8 protein-coding genes and 3 pseudogenes are annotated in these 13,850 nt (G+C 69.7%); 7 read left to right on the plus strand and 4 right to left on the minus strand.

Annotation, left to right across the window (positions count from 1 at the left end):
• Positions 1–351: 351 nt before the first annotated feature.
• Positions 352–1,509 (minus strand): hypothetical protein, encoded by a 1,158-nt coding sequence (locus ACFRCG_RS03355; protein ID WP_380028260.1) that lies wholly within the window; start codon positions 1,507–1,509, stop codon positions 352–354.
• Between the two features lie 232 nt (positions 1,510–1,741).
• On the opposite strand from ACFRCG_RS03355, the gene ACFRCG_RS03360 reads away from it, so the two are divergent.
• The 4 genes and pseudogenes from ACFRCG_RS03360 (at position 1,742) to ACFRCG_RS03375 (ending at position 4,864) form a co-directional block, all read left to right on the plus strand.
• Positions 1,742–1,942, plus strand: coding sequence for a hypothetical protein (locus tag ACFRCG_RS03360; protein ID WP_380028262.1), 201 nt, complete (start codon positions 1,742–1,744; stop codon positions 1,940–1,942).
• Positions 1,935–2,921, plus strand: coding sequence for a hypothetical protein (locus ACFRCG_RS03365; protein WP_380028265.1), 987 nt, complete (start codon positions 1,935–1,937; stop codon positions 2,919–2,921). The genes ACFRCG_RS03360 and ACFRCG_RS03365 overlap by 8 nt, the downstream gene beginning before the upstream one ends.
• Positions 2,922–4,090: 1,169 nt before the next feature.
• Positions 4,091–4,304, plus strand: a pseudogene (locus ACFRCG_RS03370) (ATP-binding protein); the annotation flags it as partial.
• A 65-nt stretch (positions 4,305–4,369) separates the two neighbouring features.
• Positions 4,370–4,864 carry a YfbM family protein gene (locus ACFRCG_RS03375; protein ID WP_380028267.1) on the plus strand — a complete coding sequence of 165 codons (495 nt, stop codon included), beginning with the start codon at positions 4,370–4,372 and terminating at the stop codon, positions 4,862–4,864.
• Between the two features lie 529 nt (positions 4,865–5,393).
• Here ACFRCG_RS03375 and ACFRCG_RS03380 read toward each other — a convergent pair.
• Positions 5,394–5,891 (minus strand): annotated as a pseudogene (locus ACFRCG_RS03380) (L-threonylcarbamoyladenylate synthase); the annotation flags it as partial.
• Between the two features lie 496 nt (positions 5,892–6,387).
• Between ACFRCG_RS03380 and aspT the strand changes: the two are divergent.
• Genes aspT through ACFRCG_RS03395 form a run of 3 tightly spaced genes read left to right on the plus strand, consistent with a single transcriptional unit; the run spans position 6,388 to position 11,517 of the window.
• Entirely contained in the window at positions 6,388–8,070 is a 1,683-nt protein-coding gene (gene aspT, locus ACFRCG_RS03385; RefSeq protein WP_380028269.1) for an aspartate-alanine antiporter, read from the plus strand.
• Positions 8,071–8,113: 43 nt separating this feature from the next.
• Positions 8,114–9,814: an aspartate:alanine exchanger family transporter gene (locus tag ACFRCG_RS03390; protein WP_380028271.1), complete on the plus strand. Its 1,701-nt coding sequence runs from the start codon at positions 8,114–8,116 to the stop codon at positions 9,812–9,814.
• Between the two features lie 20 nt (positions 9,815–9,834).
• A complete protein-coding gene (locus tag ACFRCG_RS03395; RefSeq protein WP_380028273.1) occupies positions 9,835–11,517 on the plus strand; it encodes a bifunctional aspartate transaminase/aspartate 4-decarboxylase in 1,683 nt (560 codons plus the stop codon).
• Here the strand turns inward: ACFRCG_RS03395 and ACFRCG_RS03400 are convergent.
• Both ACFRCG_RS03400 and ACFRCG_RS03405 read right to left on the minus strand, forming a co-directional pair.
• Entirely contained in the window at positions 11,514–12,365 is an 852-nt protein-coding gene (locus ACFRCG_RS03400; RefSeq protein WP_380028275.1) for a hypothetical protein, read from the minus strand. The two genes, ACFRCG_RS03395 and ACFRCG_RS03400, sit on opposite strands and share 4 nt — an antisense overlap.
• A gap of 391 nt (positions 12,366–12,756) precedes the next feature.
• A pseudogene (locus ACFRCG_RS03405) lies at positions 12,757–13,395 on the minus strand (pentapeptide repeat-containing protein); the annotation flags it as partial.
• Between the last annotated feature and the right edge of the window lie 455 nt (positions 13,396–13,850).

Genomic DNA, 13,850 nt, shown 5'->3' on the forward strand with positions numbered 1-13,850 from the left:
ATCGTCACCGGCATCCGGTTCGTGTGCCGGCTCGTCCACCCTCGACGCAACGCACGGCCGCCGCGACGGCGACCCCCACGCGGGCAACGTTCGCGGCCCCGACCGCGTACGCGTGGTCGGGGCCGTTCGGTGCCCGTGTCGCGGGGCACAGCCCGCACACCACGCCACGAGACGAATGTGAGGACCCCACGAGGGACACCCCACCCCACCCTGCCGGCAACCCGCCCCTGAACGCGGCCGATTCGCCCGAACCAAACGACACGGAACAGCCCCGAACCCACACGAACCTCACCCCGGCCGCCCCTCCATTCACGCCGTCCCCCAGCGGGGCGCGGGGGGGCGCGGAGCGGGCTAGACGTCCGATGCCCAGGCGAGGTGGGCGCGGTGTTCGAGTTCGTCGGCGCCGGGGATGCCGTCGGCGCGCAGGTGGATCTCGCCGAGGTCGGCCAGGACGATCACGCGGCTGCGCCTGCGGTCGAGGCCGTGGACGTCGAGGGCGTGCCGCAGATGGGCCCGCGCTTCGTCGAGTTCGCCGAGACGGGCGAGGACCATTCCGCTCTCGTGGGCCCACCGGCCGATGCTGTAGTGGCTCGCCCAGGACGTTCCCGAGGTGTGGGCGAGGGCGCGTTCGATGTGGGTCTGCGAGGAGAGCAGGCATCGGGTGGCGGTGGCGCGCCGGCCGGCGTCGATCGCCTGTACCGCCATGCCGCGCAGCGCGGTCGAGGCGAGTTCGCGATCCGCGCCGAGGTCGCCGAGCCGGTGGGCCTGCGCGAAGTACCGTTGCGCGAGGCCGGGGGCGCCCTCGTCCTGGGCCATCCAGGCGATCAGGTGCGCGAGTTCCCCGACGGCGGAGTGGAGTTCGCGGCCGGTGGTGTCGGTGTAGGTTCCGTCCAGCAGCGGTGACGCCTCGTCGGTCAGGTACCGGACGGCCGCGGTGCGCGCGACGCCGCCGCCGAGTTCGGCCGCCGCGTCGCCCAGCGCCGTGGTCATGGCGCGGACGCGGGCGACATCGCCCGCGCCGACCCTGATCGTCCCGGTGTGCGCGAGCGGCACCGCCGACGCGGCGGACGTGTCCGACAGGGACAGCAGACCCAGCACCGCGCCCGTCGAGACAAGGAACTCCCGCCGTTCCACGTCCGAGCCTCCCGCCGCCGGCGACACCGCCACGATATCCGCGCCGTCCCGCCCGCCGAAGACCCTCGCGGGCCCCGCGATCACCGTCGTGTCGGCGCCCATGGGCGAGACGAACCCGAGGACGACGCAGGGGAGTCCGAAGATCCGTTCCAGCGCCAGGCGGTGCGCACATTGGGGCCACCGACTATGCCCCGACAGCCAGCGCCGCACGGTGCGCTCGTCGAACACGACACCCAACTCCAGGCGCTGTGCCTCCGCGTCCAAACCTGCGGCGAACTCCCGGGCCGAGGACCACCCGCGCGCACCGGCCTCGCGGCGCAGGCTTGTGTTCGCGACCCGTTCGGTGCCTCGTGTGGTCGCGGTGGTGCTGCCCATGGGCGCTCCCCTGCGGCTGCGACGAACCCGACCTCCACGGTAGGACCACACCCGACCGGCCGTCACCGCCTTCGTTGCAGCGCGAAGGAATGTCCGCGCGATGTCCGTGAACGGTCCGTCGGTTTGACCTCCCCGGTCCGCCGCGCGCGGGTGGACCGTGGGGTTCGGGGCCACCACGACACCGACGCGGCGGGCCCGACGCCCACACGAACGGACGAAGAAGAACCTTTACATGACGCGACCGTTGATCCTCGACCGTGCGCTCACCGCCCCCGCCGACGCGGTACGGCCGCTCCCGGAGCACCACTTCGACCCCGACCTCGCCGTGAACGTGACCGCGGACGGGGTTTTGCTGATCCACGCCGTCGACCCGTCGCTGGTGGCCGACTACGCCGGCGCCCAGGAGCCGAAGGGCATCAAGACGGATGACTGACGACCGGCCCTCGGTCGTGATCGTGGCCGCCGAGCACGATCTCACCGCCGACCTGGTGGTGGACCGACTCGGCGGCCGCGCCACCATCGTGCGCCCGGACCCGGGCCGCATGCGCGACGCCATCGAAATCGACGGGCGGTTCCACGCCGGCCGTTGGCACGGCGCCGTGCGCCACGGCGACCGCGTGGCGCCCCTGGACCGCGCGTGCGCGGTGTACTGGCGCAAGCCCACCCGGCCCGACACACTCGACGCCTGCGTCGACCGGTGGCGCGCCCACGACAACACCACCGCGCTCCTCGGGCTCCCGAAGGCGGGTCCCCTGAAGGTGTGGTGCAACGACCCGCTCGCCGTCGCCGCGGCCGCGCTCAAACCCGCGCAGCTCGCGTCCGCCCACCACAGGGGTCTCGCCGTGCCCGACACCCTGTTCACCAGCGCCCCCGCCGGCGCCCGCGCGTTCATCCGCGACCACCACGACCGCACCGTGGTCAAGGCGCTGACCCAGCGAGACATCCCCCTCGTGCCGACGACCCGCGTGGGCTCGGGCGACGACCTGGACCGCGTCGCCGGCACCGTCCACTACCTCCAGGCCCTGATCGAGGACCGTGTCTTCGACGCCCAGGTGACCGTGGTCGACGACGCCGTGTTCGGCGCCCGGATCACCACCGACGACCGTGCCCTCGACTGGCGCACCGTCCGCGACGGAAGCTGCCACTACACGCCGCTGACCGTGCCCGCCGCCATCGCCCGCGCCTGTGTGGCGCACGTACGCGACCTGGAACTCGTCTACGCCGCACTCGACTTCGTCGTCAACGCCGCGGGCTGGTCGTACCTGGAGACCAATCCGAACGGCGAGTTCGGGTTCGTCCAGGCCCTCGCCGACCAGCCGATCGCACAGGCGATCGCCGACCTGCTGATCCACGGCCGCGCCGGGCGAAACGACACCGACACCCCGCCCCCGCACGCCAGGATGGGGACATGAACCCGCTGCTCGCCGCCGCGATCGCAACCCTCGACCTCACCGACACCCCCCCAGCCGCTGACCGAACACCACACCCTCGCCTGGCGCGTCGGCGACTGGAAGATCAAAGCCGCCACCGACCCCGTCCCCGTCGGCAACCTCCTGCACGAGGCCCGCGCCGTCGACCTCCTCCACGCCCAGGGCCCTCCACCCGGCGACCGGCGCCCGCGGACGCGTCGGCGACGGAGTGTGGACCGCGCTCCCGTGGCGTGCCGGAACCACCCTGTGGATGTGGTGCCTGACCGCGCCTGTGCGCCATCACCCGCCGCGCGTTCGACGCCCTCCACGCCGCCGGCCGGCACCACGGCGACATCCAACCCACGAACATCCTCATCGCCGACGACGAGAAGACCATCGCGTTCATCGACCACGACCTCGCCCAACACGCCGACTTGGCGCCGACCGTGCCCTACCGCGGCGGCATGCACCAGCCCACCGCCCCCGAGACTGCCCGACTGATCCTCGACACCCCGCCCGAGACCCACTTCGAACTCACCGACGCCGCGGAGCGGTACAGCCTGGCCGCGGCGATCCGCTGGGCCTGGACCGGAGCCTCGCCCGCCGGCACCCGAGACATCGGGACCGACGTCACCGTCGCCGACCTGAACGAGGACATCGCCACCGGCCACCGGCGCCCCACCTGGCCGACACCCGCCCCTGGCCCGACCCCGAACTCGAAACCCTCCTGGACGCACACATGTCCCTCGACCCCATCACCCGAGCCGGGGCCACCCCGACACCCCGCGTGCGCGCCTGACCCGATCCCACGATCCCGACGCCACCGGACCGATTCGCAGCTCGAGCCGCGCATCGGTCGGCGCGGGCCCGGACACGGTCGGCTCCGCCGGACGGGGTCGGACGAGCCGAACCCGCCAAGGCAACACCGTCGTCGACGTCCTCTCGCGCCGGGGTTTCCCGCTCGTCGCGTTCGACATCCGTAGTTTCGAGTGACAGCGACGGTGACCGAGCGCTCGAATCGTTGGGCGCGAACGTTGGTGAGTCGGAAGGCCTCGCACGGACATCCGCGCAGGGCCTTCCGCACGCCGGGATCCCCTCTGCCAGTGGGGTGGATTCACCTCGGGGTGCGCGAGGGCTGTTCGAGCGCGGGGAGTAGCAGGTGCGACGGGTACGACGAACTCGGCTACCTCGAACTCGACCGCCGCGGCGCCGAGATGCTCTTCCAGGTCCTGACCGAGCGCGAGGAGAAGAACAGCGTGGCCATCGCCCCTCCTCTGCGCGGCCATCGTCGACCGGCTCACGTTCAACGGCACCATCATCGAGACCGGCACCGAGTCCTACCGCCTCGCCCAGACCAAAGCCCGGCAGCAGAACACCGCTCGATAGCCGGCACCGTCGGATCCATGTGCTTGGATCGCCCCGACCGGATATTCGCAGAACGGGAGACCCCAATGGCAGGCCGCGCGGTGATCTTCGCACTGGACGCCAAAGACGCACAGCGCCTGCTGGCAGCCGGGAACGACGGCGAGGTGATGGACCTGATCGAGGAGATCGAGGAGGGAACCTGGGACAGGGAACAGCACGTCGACCTGGACAAGTCCTGGGACGCGCTGCACCGCTGCCTCACCGACGGTGACCTTGCCTTCGGCAACGGCGACTACCCGCTCTCCCACGCCATCCTCGGCGGGCGGCTGCTGCATGACGGAGACGACTACATCGTGTCCTACGTCGATCCGGATCAGGTCCGCGAAATCGCCGCCGCCCTCGCAGGCCTCGATGAACCCTGGCTGCGAGAGCGGTTCGCCACACTGACGTTCGACGACTACCAGGGCACCGGCGACGAGAACGACATCACCTACACCCTGGCTTTCCTGCCCGGTCTCAAAGACTTCTACCGGACAGCCGCGGCCAACGGCCAAGCAGCGATCTTTACCGTCGACCAGTAGACCGGGGCCGGATCAGACCGAAAGCCGGAGCCAAACGAGGGTTCAGGCTCACTTTCCGTGGAGCGGTCGCGGAGTGTTACCGATGCTGTTCCGGCGCTTGGCTCCTGAACGTGCGCCGTGGCGCGTGCGCCCTACGCCGTCACCGCTCTGACGCTCCATCAGCTCAGTCAGGTGGTCTGGGTTCGGGTGCTGAGCGTCGCGAACGTGTTGGGCATGGAGACTTCGGGAGCGGACTGGATCGCCGCGGTGTTCGCAAGGAATCCGAGATCTGCCGGCGCTGTGCGGATGGCGGTCGCGACGGGTGCACGGGTGGTACCCGCGCCATCCGGTGGACCGCACTACGCTGCTGCGACTGGTCACCGCGCTGCCCGATCCGCCGCCGGCGACGCCTCGCGTGCTCGGCGTGGACGACTTCGCGCTGCGGCGCGGGCACGTCTGCGGGACCGTGCTCATCGACGGCGAGACCCACCGTAAGACGCGGGTGCCGGAGCGGTTCGGTGCGTGGCCGTCACCGGGGCGTCGGTCAAGGAGGTGGCACGAAGACGCCCACCCGGTGCCCCAGATCCCGGGCCGGTTCCGCTTCGGCGACGATCTTCTCGGGCTCGACGAGGACGACGCGCGCCTGCGGCGCGTAGTGGGACGGATGCCGGCCCGGTACTCGAATAGGGCTGGTCGACGGGACCGCGAGCGGGAACCCCAGCACCGCTTCGAGGTCCTCGCGCGTCACCCCGCCGGGCCGCAGGATGCTCGGGACATCCCCCGTGACGTCGACGATGGTGGACTCGACACCGACCTCGCAGGGACCGCCGTCCAGGACGAAGTCGACGGCCTCCCCGAACTCGGCACGCACGTCGTCCGCCGTGGTGGGACTGACCCGGCCGAACCGGTTGGCGGACGGAGCCGTCACACCCCCGCCGAAGGCCGCCAGTTCGACGCACACCACGACGTCCGTGGCGAGTTCGGCGATGTGCTCCGGGCCTTCGAGGAGTACCACGGAGGCGGCGGCGCGGATCGGTTCGAGTGGAACGCCTGCCCGGACGCGGGCGGCACCCTGGTTGACCTCCCGCTCTCTGCTGTCGTCGGGAACAACGCGATCCCGACGCGATTGTGTGTCTCCTCGAGGCACTCCCCGCTCCGTCCGGGTGATGTACGTCCTTGCTGCGGTGACCAGGGCTGCGTACGCCTCGTGTTGATGCTGACGCCGTACTGCGGCCGCCGGGCCTCGGAAGGCGCTGTGGGCCTGCGCCCGACCGGCCGCATACGCGGCCCCGGTCGCGATCACGGCCACCGGCGCGGGAATCGGTGTCCGGGCGCCCCGCGCGGCAACACCCGCACCGCGCGCCGGCCTCATGCGCGGTGGCTTCGGGGCCCAAACTCCGCACGGACTCGATGACGGGCCCTGCCGGCTTCACCCGTTCGACATGCCCGACAGTGATCTCGGAATTCCGCGTGGAATGTGATGATTCAGATAAATCACCAACCACGTCCCGTGGGTGAGCCGCGCGTCGTCACGGAGGATCCACGTGCTCAACCTCTTACGGGAGAACGCCGTCCTGGCGCTCTTCGCCTGCCTCGCGCTGGGCCACCTCGTCGGGAAACTGCGGATCGGTCCCATCACCCTCGGCGGGATCTGCGGCACGCTGATCGTGTCGATGCTGATCGGTGCCCAGGACGTCGGCGTCAACGCCGATGTGAAGAACGTGGCCTTCGCCTTGTTCATCTTCTCCCTCGGCTACATCGCCGGTCCCGGGTTCGTGGCCAATCTGAACGCGAAGGGTCTGCGGTTCGGCGCCTTGTCGATCATGGAAGCCGTGTTGGTGGTCGTCCTCGCGGTGTCGATCACCTCGATCGGCGGACTGGACGTGGGCACCGGGGCCGGGATCCTCGCCGGCGCGGCGACCGAATCCGCCGCGGTCGGCACCGCGCAGGAGGCCATCGCCCATCTGAGCGGGATCACCCCTGCCCAGTCCAAGGAGTTGCAGGCGCACGTCGCGACCGCCTACTCCGTCTGCTATCTGTTCGGGTTGATCACCATCGTGATCCTGACCAGCCAGCTGTTTCCGCGTCTCATGAAGATCAACCTGGCCGATGCCAGCCGCGAGCTGTGGCAGAAGATGCGCGGCGACGACGCCGGTCTGGAACAGGGTCAGGAAGCCTCGATGCCGGCGCTGGTGGGCCGCACGTATCAGGTCGCGCAAGGCGACGACAGCACCATCGCCGCTCTGGAGGACGCCGTCGAGCGGGGCGCCTCGATCGAAGGGGTCAAGCGGGGGCGGAAGGTGTTGTCCGTGACCCCCGACCTGATGCTCGCCACCGGCGACCGGGTACTGGTCGTGGGCCGTCGCGAGGCGGTCATGCGCGTCGGCGACGCGCTCGGTCCCGAGACGACGGGCGTTCCTGGGCTGGAAAGCCCGATGACCGTACGGGAGTTCGTCCTCACCGACCGCAAGCTGTCGGGGCAGACCGTCGCCGCGGTCAACCACGCCCACCCGGTCGAGACCGAAGGCGTGTACCTGACCGCCCTCCAGCGCGTCGGTCAGGACCTCCCGGCGACCGGCGAGACCGCGCTGCGCCACGGTGACACCCTCACCGTGGTGGGCATGGCGTCGAAGGTCGACCGGTTCCAGAAGAAATTCGGCGCGAAAGTCCGGACGGAAAGCGCCGACTGGATCTATATCGGGCTCGGTATCTGCCTGGGCGTGCTGCTCGGCGAGGTGGTCATCCACATCGGCAGTGCCAACCTGACGCTGGGCACCGGCGGCGGTTGCCTGATCTCCGGTCTGGTCTTCGGCTGGTTCCGCGCGACACAACCCACGTTCGGCGCCTATCCACCGGTGGCGGCCCAGACCATGAAGGATCTCGGGCTCGCCATGTTCATCGCGGTCACCGGCATGGCGGCCGGCCCCGATGCCGGGCCGCTGCTCAAGCAGTACCCGCTGCTTCTGCCGCTCTCCGGGATCCTCATGGTGGTCGTACCGGCGTTCCTGGGCCTGTGGATCGGGCGCAGGTTCCTGAAGATCGAGAAGCCGATCCTCGTCGGAGCCATCGCGGGCCAGCAGTGTTCGACACCGGCGATCACCGCGATCACCAACACCGCGAACAGTTCCGTCCCCATGCTCGGCTACACGATCACATACACCCTCTCGAACTTCCTTCTGCCCCTCACCGGGCCGGTGTTCGTCGGGATCATCGGACTCAGGACGTGACGGCGGCGTACCACCCGCGCAGTCGTCCACAGGAGGTGTGCGCATGGGGTGGTTGAAGGACGAGATCTTCAAGCCCTACCCGGAACTGTTGGTCTTCCTGACCGTGGCCTTCGGGTTCCTGCTCGGCAAGATCCGATACAAGACCATCGCGGTGGGCGCGGTGACCGGCTGCCTGATCGGCGGGCTGCTGCTCGGCGCGCTGATCGAAGTCGGCATCAACGGCACGGTGAAATCGCTGTTCTTCATCATGTTCCTGTTTGCCCTGGGCTACAAAGTCGGCCCCCAGTTCTTCCGCGGGCTGAAAAAGGACGGCCTCCCGCAGGTCGTCAACGCCCTCATCGTCTGCGTTACCGGTCTCCTGGTGTGCTGGGGGTTCGCGGAACTCCTCGACTACGGACCGGGGTTGAGCGCCGGCCTGCTGGGCGGCGCGCTGACCCAGTCCGCGGTGATCGGCGTCGCCCAGGACGCCATCTCCCAACTCCCCGGCAACGGCGGCGCCAAAGGCCAGTCCGAGGGCAACCTGGTCGCCGTCGGCTACGCCGTCACCTACCCGCTCGGCACCATCCTGTGCGCGGTCCTGCTCGCCAACATCTATCCCGCGCTGCTGCGCCGGAACCTCGCCGACGAGAGCGCGAAGCTCGCCCGCGAACGGCACGTTCCCAGCGACGATCCGGACCTCGGCGAGGGGTACTACGAGACGGTCCTGCGCGCCTACACCCTCACGCGGCCGGGATACGACGGCCTGACCGTGGCCGGATTCGAGGCCGCGCAGCAGGCCGCGGGCCGCCGTATCTACATCACCCGGATGCGGCGTGACGGGCGCCTGCTCGACCATGTCGACGAGACACCGCTGCGCCGCGGCGACGTGCTCGCGGTCAGCGCGCTGCGCGAGGACCTGGTGGCGTTCGACCCCGAAGCCGCTCTCGGGCCCGAAGCCGACGACGTCTCGCTGCTCAGCTATCCGACCGAGAACCTGCACGTCGTCGTCTCCGCCAAGGAGCAGATCGGACGCAGCATCACCGACGTGCGCAGGGAGCCGTTCATGGCCGGCGTCTACATCGAGAAGCTGTACCGCGCCGGATCCGCGTTCCCCTTCGAACTCGGCACCACCCTCGACCGCGGCGACACCGTGGTCCTGACCGGACCGAAACGGCTCGTCGGGCCCGCGGCCGGGCGTCTGGGGACGCCGGTGCCGACGAGCTACGTCACCGACATGGTGTGGATCGGGCTGGGCATCTTCCTCGGCGGCTGCCTCGGCATCCCGGCGCTGCACGCGGGCGGTGTGCCGATCAGCCTGTCCACGTCCGGCGGCGCGCTCATCATGGGCCTGGTCTTCGGGTGGTTGCGCGGGAAGTACCCGACCTACGGGAACGTGCCGCCCGGCGCGCAGTGGTTCATGGACACCCTCGGGCTGTGCATGTTCGTCGCCGTGGTCGGGATCAACGCCGGGCCGAGCTTCACCAGCGGCCTCCGACAGGCCGGATGGGGCCTTCTGGTGTTCGGCGCCGTCGCGACCGTCGTGCCCCTCGTCGTCGGATTCCTCGTCGGCCACTTCGTCCAGAGGATCCGACTCCCCATCCTCCTGGGAGTGCTCGCCGGCGGACAGACCACCACCGCGGCGATCGGTGCGCTCAACGAGAACGCCAAGAGCCAAGTCCCCACCCTGGGCTACACGGTGCCGTACGCCGTCGGGAACGTACTGCTGACCATCTGGGGCTCGGTCATCGTCCTGCTGACCCACTGACAAGCCGAAGGATTCCGACCATGCCGAAAGCCACCTACAGCCGTGAGAAGATGCGCGCGCTCTCCGAACTGAGCCCGTTCGAACTCAAAAGCGAGTTCATTCGACTGGCCGAGCACCACGCCGCGTCCGCGCCCCCGGCCGACCGACAAAAGCACGTCGCCGCCCTCGCCATGCTCAACGCCGGTCGGGGAAATCCGAACTGGAACGCCGCGGGGCCGCGCGAAGCGTTCCTCGCGCTCGGCCACTTCGCCGTCGAGGAGAGCCGGCGCGTATGGAGCTCGGACGACCTGGCCGGAATGCCCGCACCCGACGGCGTCGCCGCGCGCTTCGACACCTTCCGCGCCGCTCACCCGGGCCTCCCCGGGGTCGAACTGCTGCACAAGTGCGTGCGGTACGGCATCGAAACGCTCGGCTTCGCGCCCGACCCGTGGGTGCACGAACTCGTCGACGCCTGGATCGGCGACAACTACCCGGGGCCGGACCGCATCCTGGTCCACACCGAGCAGGCCGTCCGCGCCTTTCTTCATCACGAGATCTTCGACGGCGCGGTCCCCCAGGGGGGTCGGATGAGCCTGTTCGCGACCGAGGGTGGCACCGCCGCCATGTGCTACATCTTCGACTCGTTGACGAAGAACGGCATCCTGCACCGCGGCGACCGCATCGCCTTGATGGTGCCGGTCTTCACGCCATACATCGAGATCCCGGAACTGGACACGTACGGCTTCGACGTCGTCGATATCGAAGCCGACCTATTCACCGAGGCCGGGGTCCGCGAATGGCGCTATCCGGAAGCCGAGATCGCCAAGCTCGCCGACCCCTCGATCAAGATGGTGTGCCTGGTCAACCCCAGCAACCCGCCCTCGTTGGCGTTGTCGAGCCGTGTCACCGCGCAGATCAAGGACATCGTCGCGAACCAGAACCCCGACCTGGTCATCGTCACCGACGACGTGTACGGGACGTTCGTCGACGACTTCCGGACCCTGGCCGCGGACCTCCCACGCAACACCCTGCTCGTGTACTCCTACTCCAAGCACTTCGGCGCCACCGGCTGGCGGCTCGGCGTCATCGGACTGCACGACGACAACGTTATCGACGCGCGAATCGCCACCCTCCCCGACGCCGAGAAACAGCGCCTCCACCGACGATACGAGACACTTTCCCTCGATCCCGACTCCATGCGGTTCATCGACCGCCTCGTCGCCGATTCCCGTCAGGTCGCGCTCAACCACACCGCCGGGCTCGGCTGCCCGCAGCAGGCCCAGATGGCACTGTTCTCCCTGTTCGGCCTGCTGGACGAAGGACAGACCTACAAGGAGCTCCTCAAGCAGACCGTGCACCGGCGCCTCGGGCTGCTCCTCGAAGGCAGTGGCATGAAAATCTCCGCCGACCCCAAACGTGCCTGCTACTACGTCGAACTCGACCTGCTGGCCGAGGCCGGCCGCGTGTACGGCCCGGGCTTCGCGAAGTTCCTGGAGAACAACTACGAGCCGGTCGACCCGCTGTTTCGACTCGCCGAACAGACCTCGGTGGTTCTTCTCAACGGCGGGGGATTCGACGGCCCGCAGTGGTCGATCCGAGTGTCTCTCGCCAACCTGAACGACCTCGACTACCTGCGCATCGGCCACGCGATCCGCGACATCTTCCGCCAGTATCATGATGAATGGGTGGATACGGGCAATCCCGGCGACAATGGTGACGGCTAGGAGTTGTCGTCAAATGTCATGTGCACATCAGCAGAGCGGCGAGGGTGACGGCGGCCTGGCAGGTCTCGGTGTTCTGCTCGTAGCGGGTGGCCGGAGGAGCGGAAGACGACGGAGTTGAGGACGATTCGGGTGGCTTTCTCGGCGTGTTCGGTGGTCAGTCGGGTGTGGGGTGGGCCGGTGAGGACGGGGGCGGGGTTGTCGGTGGTGAGCAGTACGGGTTGTCCGGGGGCGGCCTGGGTGCCGGTGGTCAGGGGTTTGGGGTCGCTGGTGGGCAGTCCCCAGAGCATCATGGCGAGGACGGTGGCGGTCATGGCGAGGCCGAGCCAGGCAAGGGCGCGGGAGGCGCGGAGGCCGTAGCCGGACAGGGCCCAGTAGGCGGTGAGGAGTCCGCGTTCGGCGCGGGGGCGGCCGGGGCGGTTGTCGAGGCGGCGCATCTCCATATCGCCCATGTAGAAGTCGGCGGCGCCGGGTTCGTCCTTGCCGTCCTCGAAGGCTTTGCGTAGTTGGCGGTAGAGCGCGGCGAGCGCGGCCGGGCCGGGGACGCCGGCCGCCGGGGCGCCGGCGGGGTGGGTGGGGGTGGGTGTCCAGCCGGCGCGTTCTCGCGGGCGGCGGCCGGGCAACGCGAGGGCGCGCCAGTGGTGTTCCTCCGCCAGTGCCAGGCGGTCGGTCCAGCGCAGGGGCATTACCCGGAGCGGGTCGGTTCCGGGTGGTGTGCGGGCGAAGTGGGTGTCGCCCTCCAGCCGGAGTCGGTCGAGGTGGAACGCGCCGAGGAAGCGGCAGGCGGTGAGGTCGGTGTCGGTCAGGACCGGGTGCGCGGCGTCGACACCGCCGATTGTCTCCACCCGCACGGGGTCGGTCTCGGCGGCGGCCGAGACTACCGCCAGGGGAGTTGAGGACCGCGCCGTTCATGTCGAGGGTGGCGTGCCACAGGCGCAACATCGCGGTCGCCTCCCACCGCGTCCGCACACACCGCATCCTCGCCGTCGCGGCCTCGATCGCCATCGGCGCGGCGAACACCGCTCCCGACAGGTCCAACACTCCCCAACACCACAGCGGCCCCAACGCCACCGCCGACTCGAACCTGGCGCCCTTGAAACCGGCGAAAGAGCCCACGATCACCCAGCCGAACGCCAGGCCGGCGGAGAACGTCGCACGGTCGAACTTGGCGAAACCGACGAACGTTGCCTCGTGGAACATGGTGTCGGCGGAGAACATCGCGTCGATGAACCAGGCGCCGCGAGCGGAGAATGTGGCGCCGTCGAATCGGACCGCGGCGGAGAACGTCGCCTCGCTGAATACGGTGGCGCCGAGGAACGTTGCGTCGCCGAATTGGGCCTCGGCGGAGAACGTCACGCGCTCGAACCAGGTCTCGAAGGAGAACGTCGCGCCGTGGAAGTCGGCGTGGGCGGAGAACGTCGTGCCGTTGAACCAGGCGTAGGTGGAGAACGTTGCGCCGTGGAACCAGGCGCCGGCGGAGAACGTCGCGCCGCTGAACTCGGTGTCGTAGGAGAACGTCGCGCGGTCGAAGCGGGCTTCGCCGGAGAACGTCACATGGCCGAACGCGGCGTTGTCGGGGAACGTCGCGTCGTCGAATCGGGCGGTGCCGACGCGTGGGCGGATGGTGGCCGGGTCGCGGAGTGCGTCGAGGAGTTCGGTCAGCAGGGGTCCGTCGAGGGTGGTGCCGCGGTGGTCGACGTCGGAGCCGGGGGCCAGGCTCGCGAGGTATGTGGCCCGGTCGGCGGGGCCGAGGTGGGCGAGGCATCGGGTGTATCCGGTGACGTGGACGCCTTGGCAGCCGGCCGGATTGGCCGGAGTGGCTCCCTCGGCGCAGTGCGGCCACGAACGATTGGGCGGAGGCACGGGAGGCAGCGACGGCATGCCGTCGACACCGACACGTCCGATAGCCGACGCACCGACGTTTGTTGGTCAAAGACGCACCGCTGTCGAAGGCGAAGAAAGCGATACTGCGGCGAAGTTCTTGTCGGTGCGCTCGTGGGTCGGGATCACGCACCGGTCGCGGGGGCGCCGTCTTCCAGGGCCGTTGCGATGGTCCAGGCCGCCCGGCACCACGGCATCGCCCCGGGCGCCGGCCCGGCGTCCTCGATGGCCACCTCACCATCACGGTGACCGGCGACCCCGGCACCGACCCCGCCGCATTTTCGCGCTCGATTGGTGATCGACTTTGAACTGCCCCGCCCCCCTGGGATGTTGAGGTGGGCGGCGGCAAGGGCCCCATGCGGCCGAGGCCGTCCTGCCGTGCGGGCGCCACGGCGGCACGGACATCACCCGCGGCCTGCGCGGCCTCCAGCGCCGCCTCGCCACGTTCGACGGTG

Origin of the sequence: Embleya sp. NPDC056575 (assembly GCF_042793325.1) — a bacterium.
Taxonomy (GTDB): domain Bacteria; phylum Actinomycetota; class Actinomycetes; order Streptomycetales; family Streptomycetaceae; genus Embleya.

Bases quoted from the DNA above. Each gene is read 5' to 3' on its own strand.
- ACFRCG_RS03355 (WP_380028260.1), bottom strand. From the start codon at position 1,509: ATGGGCAGCACCACCGCGACCACACGAGGCACCGAACGGGTCGCGAAC.
- ACFRCG_RS03360 (WP_380028262.1), top strand. From the start codon at position 1,742: ATGACGCGACCGTTGATCCTCGACCGTGCGCTCACCGCCCCCGCCGAC.
- ACFRCG_RS03365 (WP_380028265.1), top strand. From the start codon at position 1,935: ATGACTGACGACCGGCCCTCGGTCGTGATCGTGGCCGCCGAGCACGAT.
- ACFRCG_RS03375 (WP_380028267.1), top strand. From the start codon at position 4,370: ATGGCAGGCCGCGCGGTGATCTTCGCACTGGACGCCAAAGACGCACAG.
- ACFRCG_RS03390 (WP_380028271.1), top strand. From the start codon at position 8,114: ATGGGGTGGTTGAAGGACGAGATCTTCAAGCCCTACCCGGAACTGTTG.
- ACFRCG_RS03395 (WP_380028273.1), top strand. From the start codon at position 9,835: ATGCCGAAAGCCACCTACAGCCGTGAGAAGATGCGCGCGCTCTCCGAA.